Source organism: Xylanibacter ruminicola Ga6B6 (assembly GCF_000687715.1).
In the GTDB taxonomy this organism is placed as follows: domain Bacteria; phylum Bacteroidota; class Bacteroidia; order Bacteroidales; family Bacteroidaceae; genus Prevotella; species Prevotella ruminicola_B.
Map to the genome: position 1 here is coordinate 96,015 of NZ_JHXD01000004.1, position 14,424 is coordinate 110,438.

11 protein-coding genes and 1 pseudogene are annotated in these 14,424 nt (G+C 49.8%); 4 read left to right on the forward strand and 8 right to left on the reverse strand.

What is annotated here, in order from left to right:
• Window positions 1-4: 4 nt before the first annotated feature.
• Complete coding sequence (locus T500_RS0104380) at window positions 5-349, reverse strand: hypothetical protein (RefSeq protein ID WP_139208829.1); 345 nt, start codon at window positions 347-349, stop codon at window positions 5-7.
• Between the two features lie 92 nt (window positions 350-441).
• Here T500_RS0104380 and T500_RS15140 point away from each other — a divergent pair, with 92 nt between their 5' ends.
• From T500_RS15140 to T500_RS0104395, 3 genes are all read left to right on the forward strand, one after another.
• A complete protein-coding gene (locus T500_RS15140; RefSeq protein WP_080694796.1) occupies window positions 442-3,075 on the forward strand; it encodes a SusC/RagA family TonB-linked outer membrane protein in 2,634 nt (877 codons plus the stop codon).
• Between the two features lie 16 nt (window positions 3,076-3,091).
• Window positions 3,092-4,636, forward strand: a complete 1,545-nt coding sequence (locus T500_RS0104390) for a RagB/SusD family nutrient uptake outer membrane protein (protein WP_028907097.1) — start codon at window positions 3,092-3,094, stop codon at window positions 4,634-4,636.
• Between the two features lie 202 nt (window positions 4,637-4,838).
• On the forward strand, window positions 4,839-7,046 hold the full coding sequence (locus T500_RS0104395; protein ID WP_036908475.1) for a glycoside hydrolase family 2 TIM barrel-domain containing protein: 2,208 nt from the start codon (window positions 4,839-4,841) through the stop codon (window positions 7,044-7,046).
• A gap of 20 nt (window positions 7,047-7,066) precedes the next feature.
• Here the strand turns inward: T500_RS0104395 and T500_RS0104400 are convergent, their stop codons facing one another.
• The 7 genes and pseudogenes from T500_RS0104400 to T500_RS0104430 all read right to left on the reverse strand — a co-directional run bounded on the left by T500_RS0104400 (window position 7,067) and on the right by T500_RS0104430 (window position 13,699).
• Window positions 7,067-8,335 carry a serine dehydratase subunit alpha family protein gene (locus T500_RS0104400; protein ID WP_028907099.1) on the reverse strand — a complete coding sequence of 423 codons (1,269 nt, stop codon included), beginning with the start codon at window positions 8,333-8,335 and terminating at the stop codon, window positions 7,067-7,069.
• Window positions 8,336-8,442: 107 nt separating this feature from the next.
• On the reverse strand, window positions 8,443-9,615 hold the full coding sequence (locus tag T500_RS0104405; RefSeq protein ID WP_028907100.1) for an iron-containing alcohol dehydrogenase: 1,173 nt from the start codon (window positions 9,613-9,615) through the stop codon (window positions 8,443-8,445).
• 22 nt (window positions 9,616-9,637) lie between these two features.
• Entirely contained in the window at window positions 9,638-10,543 is a 906-nt protein-coding gene (locus tag T500_RS0104410; RefSeq protein ID WP_028907101.1) for a helix-turn-helix domain-containing protein, read from the reverse strand.
• A gap of 1 nt (window position 10,544) precedes the next feature.
• A complete protein-coding gene (locus T500_RS0104415) occupies window positions 10,545-11,630 on the reverse strand; it encodes an alpha/beta hydrolase (RefSeq protein ID WP_410543872.1) in 1,086 nt (361 codons plus the stop codon).
• Window positions 11,627-12,196, reverse strand: a complete 570-nt coding sequence (locus tag T500_RS16295) for a cyclophilin-like fold protein (RefSeq protein ID WP_230580840.1) — start codon at window positions 12,194-12,196, stop codon at window positions 11,627-11,629. Before T500_RS16295 ends, T500_RS0104415 begins: the two co-directional genes overlap by 4 nt.
• A 553-nt stretch (window positions 12,197-12,749) precedes the next feature.
• Window positions 12,750-13,166: pseudogene (locus tag T500_RS17255) on the reverse strand (MBL fold metallo-hydrolase); the annotation flags it as partial.
• Between the two features lie 2 nt (window positions 13,167-13,168).
• Window positions 13,169-13,699, reverse strand: a complete 531-nt coding sequence (locus T500_RS0104430) for a hypothetical protein (RefSeq protein WP_028907104.1) — start codon at window positions 13,697-13,699, stop codon at window positions 13,169-13,171.
• 127 nt (window positions 13,700-13,826) lie between these two features.
• Here T500_RS0104430 and T500_RS0104435 point away from each other — a divergent pair, with 127 nt between their 5' ends.
• A complete protein-coding gene (locus T500_RS0104435; RefSeq protein ID WP_028907105.1) occupies window positions 13,827-14,399 on the forward strand; it encodes a sugar O-acetyltransferase in 573 nt (190 codons plus the stop codon).
• Window positions 14,400-14,424: the final 25 nt, after the last annotated feature.

The window sequence follows — 14,424 nt, forward strand, 5'->3', positions numbered from 1 at the left end:
GTAATTAGAGTGTTGGAGGACCTCGAGTTACTATGTTGCCACAGCTGTAGGTGCGAAAACCGCACAAAGGCTGGGCATAACTCTTAATACATACATGAACATATAACGTAACAGCCATCACAGCGGCTGCCAACATAGTCAGCGTCAGGAACTGGCACAGCACGCAGTCGTGATCCCACGAGGCCACCGACGAAAGGTGACCATGACAACTATGGTGCACGCAGTCGTTACACTCGGTAGTTGTTGTATTGCCAGTTTCATGAATGTGAATAGACGACAGCAGCAGTATTGGCACAAAAACTGCCAATAGCATCCATGCGGCCATATGTCGTTTATTCGCTAGTTTCATATATCGGCTGCAAAAGTACGAAAAAAACTGCTACAAAGTAACTTTTTTACTTTTTTTTTCGTACATTTGCCACAGATATGTACAATGGAACGATGAAAAAGATTATTCAAACTGCTTTATTACTGACACTGACAGTACCTCTGACAGCACAGACGTTACGCGACTCTACGTCAGTGACGGGAGCCACGAGTACGGTAACGCAGGAACGCATGAACAAAGGTATGATAACCAACTCGCTCGATGCTCTCAGCGGGCAGGCCGCAGGTGTGCAGGTGCAGTCTGGGGGTAATCACGAGGCCATGCTGTCGGCAGTACGAGTACGTGGTACCACATCACTCACAGGTGGCAACGACCCGTTGGTGGTGATCGACGGTGTACAATCCGACATCATCACACTGAGCACCATCTATCCTGCCGACATCGAAAGTTTTACTATTCTGAAGGACGCATCCGAGACATCACAATATGGTAGCCGCGGTGCTGCCGGTGTGATACAGGTGGTAACGCGCAAAGGTACAGCTGAACAGTTCCATATAGCCTACGACGGTAGCGTTGGTTTAGAGAGCACCTACAAGAATCTACACATGCTCAACGCCAGTCAGTTCCGACAGGCAGCCAGCAATTTGGGTATGAGCATACTCGATAAAGGCGCTGATACCGATTTTACCAAAGCCCCTATCCGTACGGGCCTTGTACAGACTCACCACTTGGCCTTTGGTGGTGGTTCGGAAACGGCCAACTATCGTGCCTCAATTGGTATGACCGACCAAAAGACTACCGTTAAGAACTACAATCTGCGTAACTACATAGCCAAGCTCGACTTGCATCAGAAGGCTTTCGACAACCATCTGACAGTTGATCTCGGCGTATTAGGTTCGTTGCAGAACAATAATGTTATCCCTTCCAAACAAAAACTATTCTATTCGGCAGCCACCTTCAATCCCACCATCCCAGCTGGAACCAATGCCTCTGGTGGTTACGACGACGTAACCGAGGCCTGGTGGATTAATAATCCTTATGCCCTGCTCACCATGAAGGAGGATGAAGACGATGCCCACGTGAATGTACACGCCAAGGCAACCATCAACTTGGGTTACGGTCTCACCTTGGGCCTTTTCGGTAGCTACTCCTATTCCGACTTTGGCAACGCCCACTATTATCCCACCTACGTGTGGAGTCATGGCGAGGCCTATCAAGGCGACAAAAAACGCATAGAACTGTTAGGTAATATAGCTCTGAGTTGGAACAGACGTATAGCCATGCGCCACCAGTTGGAGCTGCTGGCACTGGTAGAGGGAAGCCGGGAAAGGATTAAAGGATTCTATGCCACCTCGTCGAACTTCAACACAAATGCCTTCGGTTACGACAACCTATCTGCTGGATCTATCCGCCCTTGGGAAGGTACCAACTCTTATAACTATAGCTCGAGCATAACATCGTATCTGGCTAAGGCACAATATACTTACAACGATCGCTACACACTTAACCTCAGCACGCGTATCGATGGCTCCTCAAAAGTGGGCGAAAACAATCGTTGGGGTTTCTTCCCCTCTGTCAGTGCCGCCTGGAACGTTTCTAAAGAGCCTTGGATGGCGCCGCTCAAGCGAATTATCCCGAAACTCAACCTGCGTGTAGGCTATGGGAAGAGTGGTAATCTTGGTGGTATCGATGCCTTCCTGTCGCAACAGCTCATTCGCCCCAACGGCGTAGTGAGCGTGGGTGGTATGCCTACCACTACCTTAGGTATCATTCGCAATGCCAATCCCGACCTGAAGTGGGAAATCAAGCGCACCTTCAACGTAGGTGTGGACATGGCCTTCTGGGATCATAGGATTGTGCTAACAGCCGATTTCTATACCTCGCGTACCACCGACATGCTCTACAACTACACCGTACCCGTACCACCTTTCACTTACGACCATCTGTTAGCCAACCTCGGCAGAATGCGTAACCACGGTCTGGAGATAGGCTTTGGTATCACACCGTTGCAGAAACAAGATATCGAGCTGAACATCAACATGAACTGGACCTTTGAACGCAACAAGCTTGTAACCCTCAACGGATACTATCAGGGACAATACATTACAGCGCCCGACGTGCAGGGCATCAGCGATCTATATGGAGCCGGCTATCATGGGGCCAGTGGTGTGTGCTTCCAGATTGTAGGTCAGCCGTTAGGCGTGTTCTATCTGCCTCACTGCAAAGGCTTTACGATAGCAGATGACGGTTCGAAGCGTTACGACCTGACATCAGAGTCATACATCTGTGGACAGGCAACCCCCAAGGCGTTGATGGGTTCAAACTTTGCCTTCCGTTACAAGCAGTTCGACATCACCATGCAAGTAAACGGCGCCTTTGGTCACAAGATATACAACGGTACGGCGCTGGCCTACATGAATATGGCTTCGCTACCCAACTACAACGTGATGCAGGGAGCACCCGAGATGAATATTCAGGACCAGCACATCAGCGACTACTGGTTGGAACCCGGCGACTATGTAAACATCGACTATGTCACGTTGGGTTGGAATGTTCCCAACCGCTCCCGCTACATCAGCAAAATGCGCGTGGCCTGTTCTGTAAACAATCTCGCCACCATCACCTCTTATTCAGGTCTTACACCTATCATCAACTCATCGGTAGTAGATCCTACACTCGGTGTCGACGACAAGCGCACTATACCGCCCTACCGCACCTATTCACTCGCACTTAGCATTCAGTTCTGAGAATTGATTTTATAAAATGAAAAAATATATAACCCTCTGCATCATCATCGCACTTGCCTTTACGTCGTGCTCGCTCAACGAAACACCAAGCAGCGAGTTACCCGAGAGTGAGGCCTACACATCCAAGGAGAACTTGTATCTCAATACCGTTGCCACCTTATATAATTACATAGGCGGATACGAAGATGGACAGGGACTGCAAGGCACCTGTCGAGGTATCTACGATTTGCAGACCTTTGGCAGCGACGAGGCCATGATTCCCCAACGTGGTGGCGACTGGTACGATGGTGGTCTGTGGCAAGCCATGTATAAGCACTCGTGGACAGCTGGTCACGATTTGATGAAGAATTCATGGATATATCTCTATAAGGTTATCACCCTTTGCAACAGATCGCTCGAGACACTCGACACCTACAAAACTCTGGCAGGCGAAGATAATCATCGTGCCTGGACAGCCGAGGTGAGAGCGTTACGTGCCATGTATTACTGGTATCTCATCGATCTCTTTGGCGATGTGCCTTTAGTTACCAACAGCAGCGTTTCGATGAACGAGGTGAAGCGCGAGCAGCGCGCCGTTGTGTTCAACTTCTGCGAAGATGAACTCCTCAGCGTTCTCAACTTTCTTCCCGACAAAAACAGCACCCACGAGGGCGACTACTACGGGCGTATTACCCAACCCGTGGCATTCTTCATTCTGGCTAAGCTGATGCTGCAGGCGGAGGTATATACAGGTGTGCCCCGATGGAACGATTGCATCAGCTACTGCAACGAACTGGATTTCCTGGGTTACAGTCTCGAACCTGTTTATAGCTCTAACTTCCAGGTTTACAATCAGAATTCAAAGGAGAACATCTTCACCATCCCCATGAACAAGAATCTCTTCTCAAATCAGCAGCAGAACATCATCCGATCGTTGCACTACCGTCATGCAGCAGCCTACGGTTACAATGGCGAAAATGGTGCTTGCGCCACGCTTAAAACACTACAGGTGTTTGGATATCCCGACGACCTTGATCCACGTTTCATCGACTGCTACCATTACTCAAATGTATATGGCCCAGAAGGAGAACATGTAACCGACCGGACAGGGAACCCACTGACGTACGAACCCGACAAGATACAACTTGACCTCAGTGGTTCACCATACGTAGAGACTGCAGGCGCCCGTATGTTTAAATACCAGTTCGACAAGAATGCCATCAAGGATGGCAAACTGGTCGACAACGACATCGTACTTTTCCGCTATGCCGATGTGCTGCTGATGCGTGCCGAATGTAATGTGCGATTGGGAAAGGATGGCAGTGCCGACTATAATGCTGTGAGGAAACGAGCCGGTGCTACAACTCGGGAATGCACTCTGGATAACATCCTCGACGAGCGCTTGTTGGAATTAGCTTGGGAAGGTTGGCGCCGCCCCGACTTAATCCGCTTCCATCGTTATGGGTCGCTTTACGAAGGACCTGATGCTATCAATGAGTCGGATGGCCACACCGAGGTATTTCCCATCCCAGCCGATGTACGGGCATTAAACCAAAGTCTTACTCAAAATCCTGGGTATTAAGCCAATTGTATTTTACTGCACTGGCAGGGTGATAACGAAACGGCAGCCAGTGGTGTAATAGGATTATAACGATATCATGGTAGAAAATATAGGCATTAATACGTTTTATTTAGAGAAAATATAGAAGAAATTTGGAATGAAACAGATTTTTTAGTTACTTTGCAGCCAAAAATTAATCATTATGAATGTTACAATCTCTCATATGAAACGTTTCTATTTATGCACCATGATGCTGGCGGCCTTCATAAGCGCCACAGCTGGAACCAAGCAGTTATTCGACAATGGATGGAAGTTTACCCACGCAGGTAAGACCATCAGTGTAGATCTGCCTCACGACTGGGCCATATCGTATGCCTCCGACCCAACAGCTGAAGCTACCAATGGTACCGATGGCGGTTGGTATCCTGGTGGCAAGGGCGAATATCGCAAGATGTTTGCCACACCCAAGGGCGAAATAGTAAAACTGCACTTTGAGGGCGTGTATCAGAAGGCCGAGGTATTTATCAACGGACAGAAAGCCGGTCAGCATGCCTATGGTTATACGCCGTTCACAGTCGATATTACACCATACCTGTATAAAGATAAGCGCCTGAACGAGGTGCTTGTAAAGGTAGATAACTCCGAGCTGCCCAACTGTCGATGGTATACCGGATCAGGAATCTACCGCCATGTGTGGCTTCTGACAAAAGGAAATCAGTACATCGACGAAGAGAGCCTGTACGTTACTACACCCGATATCCACACCGTAAATATCAAAGCCGAGCTAGTGATGAAGGATGGTTCTCGTAAACCGATTACGAAGACGCTGCATGTGGAGAATCCTCACCTGTGGTCGCCTGATGATCCTTATCTGTACCATACTACCATCGAGGCTGAGGGCGATGTATTACCCGTTACATATGGCATCCGTACCATTGAGTATTCTGCCGAGAAGGGCTTCTTGCTCAATGGCAAGCCTCTGCTCATCAATGGTGCCTGTGTGCATCACGACGATGGCGTGCTGGGTGCGATGGCATTCGACGCTGCCGAAATCCGAAAGGTGCGCCAGATGAAGGATGCTGGTTTCAATCTCATCCGCACCTCGCACAATCCCACCACACGCGCCTTCCTCGATGCCTGCGACTCTATCGGTATGCTGGTCATCGGCGAGGCTTTCGACGGATGGCGCACAGCTAAGAAGCCCTACGACTACTCTACGCTGATCGACTCGTGCTATCAGGAGGATATCCGTGCTATGGTAGTGCGCGACCGCAATCACCCCAGCATCATCAGTTGGAGTATCGGCAACGAGGTCATCGAGCGCAAGGACATCCGCGTGGTGCATACTGCAAAGATGTTGAAGAATGAAATACTTAAATACGATACCACTCGCCCTGTGACTGAGGCTCTGTGCGCTTGGGACAGAGATTGGGAAATCTACGATCCGCACTTTGATGTGCTCGATATCGGTGGTTATAACTATATGATATTCAAGCACGCCAGCGATCATCAGCGCAATCCTAAACGCGTGATGTGGCAAACGGAGAGCTATCCGCGTGATGCTTTCAGAAACTGGAAAATTGTTCACGACTATCCATACGTCATTGGTGATATGGTGTGGACTGGCCTTGACTACCTTGGCGAGTCGGGTATTGGTCGCTACTATTACGATGGCGAGACGCCTGGCGAATCTTGGCGCGAGGGTGGTGTGCCCGAGTGGCATGGTGCCTATTGTGGCGATGTGGATATCACTGGCTGGCGCAAACCCATCAGTCATTATCGCGAGATGCTTTGGACTAACACAAAGAATCTATATATGGCAGTACGCGAGCCCGATGGCTATCGTGGCAAGATTAATATGACATCATGGAGTGTATGGCCCACTTGGGAGAGTTGGAATTGGCAAGGCTGGGAAGGCAAGCCCGTTGAAGTAGAGGTTTACACCAAGAATCCCGAGGTAACATTGTATTTAAACGGTAAACAGATAGGTAAAAAGAAAGTTGATCTCAGCACAGAATTCAAGGCCGTGTTCAGTGTGCCTTACGAGGCAGGAACTCTGCGTGCCGAGGCAGGAGGTAAGAGCGTTACGCTGAGCACGGCCGGTGAGCCTGCTCAGCTGCGCCTCACTGCCGACAAACCAACATTCAAGGCTGATGGTCAGGATCTTGTTTTCATCACCGTCGAGGTGGTTGATGCCCAAGGCCGTGTTTGTCCTGATGCCGCCATCCCTTGCGAGGCTATCGTTCAGGGACAAGGCTGCCTGATGGCCTTTGCTACAGCCAATCTGCAAGACCGCGAGCCTAAGACTTCACCCCGTGTAACCACCTGGAAGGGTCGCGCCCTGCTCGTTGTACGCAGCAGCAAGAATAAAGGCAAGGCAACAGTAAGCATCAAAAGTAATCTGCCCACTGCCAAGCTGACTATCAAATAACACTTCTTTTAATGGGATAATCAATGCTTTTTCGAGGTCATGATGTTCAAAACCATATCATCGGTTTTACACATGGCCTCGGCACCAATGCTGGTAAGATTGTGAATGCTTTTGTCAACATCATCATCCACAATGCCTTCGTCCTGCGACACGCATTTTCCTTCCATAGCGAGCAGTGCAGATAGCAAGGCCGTGCTAACGCCACTTGTAATCTTCAGCGAACACGATGGTTTGGCTCCGTCGCAAATCATACCCGTCAGGTTGGCAATCATATTCTTTACCGCATAGCAGATACGCTCGTAGTTACCTCCCATCAGGTAGGTAATACCACAGCTGGAACCTATCGAAGCTACCACACAACCACAGAGTGCCGACAATTTTCCAAGACTCTGCTTGATATAGATAGCCGTTAAGTGACTGAGCATCAGGGCACGCAGCAGTTCTTCCTCCGTGTTCTCGTTTTCTTTGGCATACACACATACGGGGTTTGTGGCACAGATGCCCTGATTACCCGATCCTGAGTTCGACATCACGGGGATCATGGCGCCACCCATACGGGCATCACAAGCCGAAGCCGTTCGCGAAATAATGTGCGAATAGATGCTGTTACCGAAGATGCCTTTGGCCAGCGGACGATCGATGGTCTTACCCAGATTATGACCGTGGTTGCCCTTCAGCGCCTCGCGGGCAGCATTCATGTTGTAGGTGCGTGCTTCCTCAATAAAACGTATCTCGTCCAAAGGAGCGGTAGTTGCAAAGTCGTACACCAGTCGCATGTTCAGTGCTATCTCGTCATCTTCATCGCTCGCCGCAGTCCTGGCGTAACTGGCATCACCCGAAACAAAATGGGTATGACTGCCAGCGATGATAGCTGTTTCCTGTCGTTCGCCTGCTGAAGCAATAATCTCAATGTACAGTTTGTCGCACTTGCCATCCTTTAACCGGATGTCAATTCTATCCTCCGTGATATATTGTTTGCCCTCTTCAAGTGCCTCAGGAGTAAGGTCCTTCAGCACCTCCAACTGGTATTCGCTCTTGCCTATGAGCGCACCCAGGGCAATGGCAATGGGAAGTCCTATCATACCTGTGCCTGGAATACCTACACCCATGGCATTCTTTAGGATATTGGCACTCAGCAGGGCCACAATCTTTTCTGGTTTACAGCCTAACTGCTCTTTAGCCTTTGCCGTACACAGGGCCACCGCCATCGGCTCGGTACACCCGATAGCAGGCACCACCTCTTTATGCACCAAAGCTATTATCTGTTCGCGTATATCTTTACTTATCATAGATTTTTAATAATTTGGTTGCAAAGATACGAAAAAAATCCCAAAGCATGGTAGAAATGCCTTGGGATTTATGATAATTTGAGGCGTGCAACACGCGCCATTATAGATTACATGCTCTCCTCTAGTATCTTCGTAATATCTTCTTTTGTAAGATTCAGATAGCCTGCAGGATAGACAACGGTGGTTTCGGTAATGCCAGAAATCATCTCATTGGTAGCTCCCAACTCGCTGATGGTGAGTGGCAATCCAATCTCCAGCATCCAGTTCTTTAGGGATTCAAGACCAGCTTCGGCCAGTTCGCGTTCAGTCTTTCCTTCCGTGGGGATGTCCCAAACGTTGTGCGCAAAACGGGCAAACTTTGGCAGTCCGTTTTCCATTGCCCTGCGATAATATGCCATCGAGACGGAGGCCAATGCATAGCCGTGAGGGGCATGTGTCCAGGCTCCCACGCTGTGACCAATCATGTGTACCATCCAGTCCTCCTTCTTGCCCAGCCCGATGAGGGTGTTTAGCGCCCATGTGGCAGTCCACATGATGTTCGAACGAGCCTCGTAGTCCTGTGGATTCTTCACGGCAATACGACTGCTGGTGATGACTGAGCGCATCAAGCCTTCCGAGAGGTAATCGCTTGTATTGTCATCAAAATCAGAGAAGTACTGCTCCATGATATGATTCATGATGTCGTAGATGCCCGCCTTCATCTGATTCTCGGGCACAGTCATCGTGAACTTTGGATTCAGAATAGAGAACTTCGGCATCAGGCGACTGTCGAACACGTGGCCCACCTTGAACGTGTGCTCTGCGTCGGTAATCACTGTGCCGGCATTCATCTCCGAGCCTGTTCCTGCCATCGTCAGGATGCAAGCAACGGGCAACAGCTTCTGATCAGCAGCAGGTTGTTCCTGCTTCAACCAGAATTTCTCCCAGTAGTTGCCCTCGTAATATACCGATGCCGCTACCGCCTTCGAGTAGTCGCATACGCTGCCACCACCCAGAGCCAGAATCAAATCCACCTCATTCTCACGGGCAATTTTTACGCCCTCGTTCAGTTTCTCCAGCGTAGGATTGGTCATCACACCCGGGTTCTCCACGATGGTCTTGCCTGCCTCCTTCAGGATGTCCACCACCTGATCGTAGATACCATTACGCTTCACACTGCCGCTGCCATAGTTCAACAGCACCACTGGACCGTAATTCTTCAGTTCGTCCTTGAGGAAGTTCAAAGACTCATCACCAAAATATAACTTGGTGGGATTGTAGTAAAAAAAGTTACCTAACATGTCTATATTCTTTTGATTGTTTTTATGCTGTTAATCTGTATTCATTTGGTGTCATACCTGTGCGCGACTTAAAGAGGCGTGAGAAGTGCTGTGGATATTCGAAGCCGAGCTGATAGGCGATTTCACTGACGGGCAGACGGGTTTCTACGAGCAGTTGCTTCGAACGCTCAATGACGGCATCCTGAATGTGACGCTGGGCGGTAGTGCCGCTCTCCTTGCTAATCAAGTCGCCAAAGTAATTGGGTGACAGGCAGGCCTTGTCGGCGAAGTAGGCTACCGAGGGCAGACCATTTCGCTCGGGATGACCGCTGACGAAGTACTCGCGCAGTTGTTGGTGGAAAGCGGTGAGGATGTCGCTGTTCACTTTGTGGCGCGTGATGAACTGGCGATCGTAGTAGCGCATGCAGTAGTCCAGCAGCAGGCCGATGGCATCGGTGATGAGCGTCTGCGAGTGGCGGTCGATGGGATGCTGCAACTCCTCCTCTATCCTATCAAACAATTCCACCACCATACGCTGCTCGCGCTCCGAGAGGTGCAGGGCCTCGCGCTGGTCGTAGTCGAAGAACGTATAGTCGTTGATGCGGCGGGCTAGTTGCGTGCCGAAGAGCAGGTCAGGGTGGAACAGCAGTCCGCGTGAGGGCGGCATGGGTCGGCTCTCGTCCCATTCCACCTCGAGCACCTGTCCGGGCTTGAAACTCACCACGGTGCCCTCCTGATAATCGTACTTCTCGCGTCCATAGCGTATCGAGCAGCCATCGCCCTGTTTCAGGAACAGCGCATACAGACCATAGTTCAGCCGCGAGTGGTTCAGGTCGCTGGCCATCGGATTGGTGTGGTTCACCACCGTTACCAGCGGGTGCAGCGTCTCCCATCCGTACAGTTTGTTGTACGCATCAACGCTGTCTATCTGAATGATTCTTTCTGCCATATTACTTCAGATTTGCCTTGAAAAACGCCTCTATTTTGTCGTAAGGAATCTTCCCGTTCTTGTCGTCGTAAAGGTCGGTGTGGACAGCATCGGGGATAATCATCAGTTCCTTGTTTCCGTTGACTGCGCTCTGACCCTCAACATGCTTGCCCGTCATCTTTTCAAAGGCATATTCAGAGAAGTAGCGGCTGTGGGCCTTCTCGCCGTGAATGAGCAGCACGGGCGACTCAATCTCATGCGCCCAGGCCAACAGGGGCTGGTTGAGGAACGACTGACAGCCGATGACGTTCCAGCCGTCAGTGGAGTTGCCGCTGCGCTCGTGGTAGCCACGTGGGGTCTTGTAATAATCGTAGTAGTCCTTCACGAACTGCGGTGCATCCTCGGGTAGCGGATCAACCACACCACCTGCACGTTTGTAAGTACCGCTCTTGAAGTCCTCGGTGCGCTGCTGGGCGATGGCCTTGCGCTTTTCCATGCGCTGAGCCTGGGTGTCCTCGCTCTTGAAGTAGCCCTCCACGTTCACCTTGCTCATGTCGTACATCGTCGATGCGACGGTAGCCTTGATACGCGGGTCGATGGCGGCGGCATTTATGGCCATGCCGCCAAAACCACAGATGCCGATAATGCCAATGCGTTCAGCATCCACATTCTCCTGATTGCTCAGGAAATCGACGGCAGCGAGGAAATCCTCTGTGTTGATGTCAGGCGAGGCCATACGTCGCGGCTCACCACCGCTCTCGCCAGTGAACGAGGGATCGAAAGCGATAGTCAGGAAACCTCGCTCGGCCATGTGTTGGGCATAGAGACCGCTCGTCTGCTCCTTCACAGCTCCGAATGGTCCCGTGACAGCCAGCGCAGCCAACTTGCCCGTTGCGCCTTTCGGCGTGTACATGTCGGCAGCCAATTCGATGCCGTAGCGGTTCTTGAACGTGACCTTTTTGTGATCCACCTTGTCGCTCTGAGGGAACACCTTGTCCCAATCCTGAGTTAACTGTAATGTCGTATTCATATCTTCGTTTGTAGTTTGTTTGTTCGTGCAAGCCGTGAGCATCAAGCCCATCAGCATTGCGGCAAATACCTTTTTCATAATACTATCTTCTTTCCGTTTTTAATGAATAATCCTTTATTTGGCTTATCTACCCGCTGTCCATTCAGCGAATAGTACGCTCCGCTTTCTGCATTGGAGCGGACATTGCTGATTCCCGTTGTATTGCTAAGCGACAGCGTAACGGTGATGTTGCTCTCGCCAGCCTTGAGGAACGTGCGAAGTTCGCTTTCCGACAGGCCGTCGATCTTCCCCAAACGGGTGTAGCTCCACGAGTTCGTGCCGTAGAAGATGCAGATATTTGAACCGTTGTACAGGATGACGTCACCCGGTTGCGCGTTAATCTGCTCGTTGCTTGTGGGCAGCGAGAAACCCAGCGCTCCCCAAATCTCAAAGCCTCCGCTGCTGTTCAGCGTCACGGTGACGGGAGCCTGCTGCAATTTCTCGACAAGCGTCTTTGTTGCTTGATTGTCGACGAGCGTCACAGCCTGTGTCTGTCCGTCGATAGTGATATACATTTTCTGTGTCATAGTCTGCGCCTTCACCTCGTCGTCCTTTGTGCAGCACACCATCAGAAGCGACATCAAAATCAATGCAATATTCTTCATTTTCATTACGTTTTGAATTTCGTCGGCAAAGGTACGACGATTCTGTGGAACAGGCACTACCCAAATCTTGGAAAGAATTACCAGAATTACGGAATCTGCTATTATCTATTGTAGTTCCACATCTGAAGGACTGTAGTTGTTCTCCCATCACGCCCTTCATAACCTCAAACACGTTGTCACCTGTGCAATGGCTGGTATAGAACAGCGTTTCAGGAAAGTTGGCCTTCAACCGTTTAGCCAAAGCTGCCAGTTCTTCATCCGATTGCAGTCCATCAAGCAAGTGGAAACCGCCTACAACAGAATGAACAGGCCAAGGACAGGCAGCCAAAATGTTCTCCAGTCCGCTATGAGCGCAACCTGTGAATAGCAGACCATCAACATATAGGGCCAACTCGTGACGGAAATCGTCGTGGATATAGTTTCCGTCAGCATCCTGCACATAGAGATTGGATTTTATCCGACCTTTTCTCGCCATGACAGAATTGAAGCAAACTTCATTCTGTTCATTTGGCTTAACGAAAAGGTTCTGATTCCCCTTAGGCATCGGATGATTCTGTGGAATGTGGGCTATTACATGGATGCCTCCTGTTATCTCACTGGTTTGGTCTATCAAGATGAGTCTGTCATTACCTATCTCCGGCCATTCCGTAGTAATGCTGTGCAGATTTCCTCGTTTGGAAAAGAACAGACCGCTCATGGCATCTGGTGAGACAATAACTTGGGCCTGTAGATTATGCTCTAAAAAGTATCGTAAGCCGCCAGCATGGTCGCTATGTCCGTGAGAAATGAAAACATAATCCACATCACTAAGATTTACACCCAGCAACTCTGCATTTCGGATAAACAAATCACTTGCTCCAGTATCAAGCAGGATATTGTGCCGCTCCGTTGCCAACAGGATAGACAGCCCATGCTCTGTTTCAAGTGCAGGATTGCACGACCTGTTATCTGATAATACAGTCCACTGCATAATCAGTTCATCTTCGTCATGTGATACCCCATACGCTTCAACTGCATCGCGGCTCCCATCAAATAGAGCTGATGCAGGCAGGCCACATAGCCGTTGAAAGCCTCCTTCGTGCCAGGTTCGAGCCGTTGGTGCATCAGGGCATTATAGACCCGTGAGGCACATTTACCAGTCACCTTCTCCAAAACAGTGTAGTCCACACCCTGCAACATCAGCACCTCCTCGCGGATGTATTCGTCCATCGCATCGTAGCCCCGCTTGTCGCGCATATAGGCGTAGAGGTCTTCGATCTTAGAGTAGATTTCCCATTCCGTGTCCCACATCTTCGCCACGGCCATGCCGATATACATCATCCAGCCGAGCGAGGCCGAAGGGAAGTCCTGAAACTCGCGGATGCCGTCAGGGATATATGCCTTAGCTATCTCTTCCCATTTCTCTTCTACGTCAGGACACTCTGGCATCCGTTCATCCATCTCCTTCATGCTCAGCAGGAACTGATGCAGGTCTTTTCTCAATTGCTCTTCAAAATTCTCCATTACTTCATTTTTTTTGCAAAGGTACTCATTTTTGCTTTATTATTCGTATCTTTGCACCCAAGTTTACAATACTTTAAGAAGAATGATAGAAATAGGTCTAAAACATACCAAATTAGGAGAATAGTCTATGACAGAAAAAGAAAAGATGCTGGCGGGTGAGATTTATTCCGCCGTTGACCCGCAGCTGATAGAAGAGCTGACGGAAGTGAAGGAGATAATCCATGACTATAATTTGCTTCGTCCGTCAGAGAAGGAGAAAGCAAGGGAGATCCTGAAAGGTCTCTTGGGACACATCGCTGATGACAATATTCTGATTAACCAGCCCTTCTACTGCGACTACGGCAAGCAGATCAGCGTAGGCAAACGCTTCTTTGCCAACTTCAACTTCACCGTGCTCGACGAAGCCCCAGTCACCATCGGCGATGACTGCTTTATAGGCCCGAATGTCAGCATCTACACGGCTTGCCATAGTACTGACCCCGTAGAGCGCAACAGCCGTAGAGAGTGGGCAGAACCAGTCACCATTGGCAATAATGTGTGGATTGGTGGTAGCGTTACCATCCTGCCTGGTGTGACCATCGGCGATAATGTTACTATCGGTGCTGGCAGCGTTGTGACGAAAGATATTCCTTCGAATTCTATTGCGGTGGGCAACCCCTGCAAGGTAATTTCTTCATGGCGGCAAAGATACAACAATTAATTTAATGCCGCTTTCGAATATTTTG